Source organism: Micromonospora sp. PRAS1 (assembly GCF_059553435.1).
Map to the genome: position 1 here is coordinate 1 of NZ_JCANNB010000127.1, position 343 is coordinate 343.

Consider the following 343-nt stretch of genomic DNA (forward strand, 5'->3'; position numbering starts at 1 on the left):
CAGGCGGTGTGTGCCGGCGACGGTGGTGGCCGCGCCGAGCAGGGGGTGGTCGGCGTCGGTCAGGCCCAGCCCGGTCGGGTCACCGGCGTCGGTGGCGTCGATCCAGTAGCGCTCCCGCTGGAACGGGTAGGTGGGCAGGTCGACGACCCGACCGCCGACGTCGGGCCAGTCGATCGGCACGCCGTTGGTCCAGAGTTCGGCGGCCGAGGTGAGCACCCGGTCCCAACCGCCCTCGTCACGGCGCAGCGTGCCCGCCACCACCGCAGACTCGGCAGCATCCTGCACGGCCATCGCCAACACGGGGTGCGGGCTGCACTCCACGAACACCCCGAACCCGTCGGTG

The 343-nt window shown here is 73.5% G+C and carries 1 protein-coding gene; it reads right to left on the bottom strand.

Going from position 1 to position 343, the window contains the following annotated elements; translation table 11 throughout:
* A partial coding sequence (locus tag AC507J_RS32390) for a hypothetical protein (RefSeq protein WP_496294386.1) occupies positions 1 to 291 on the bottom strand: 291 nt, incomplete at its 3' end.
* Positions 292 to 343 lie beyond the last annotated feature (52 nt).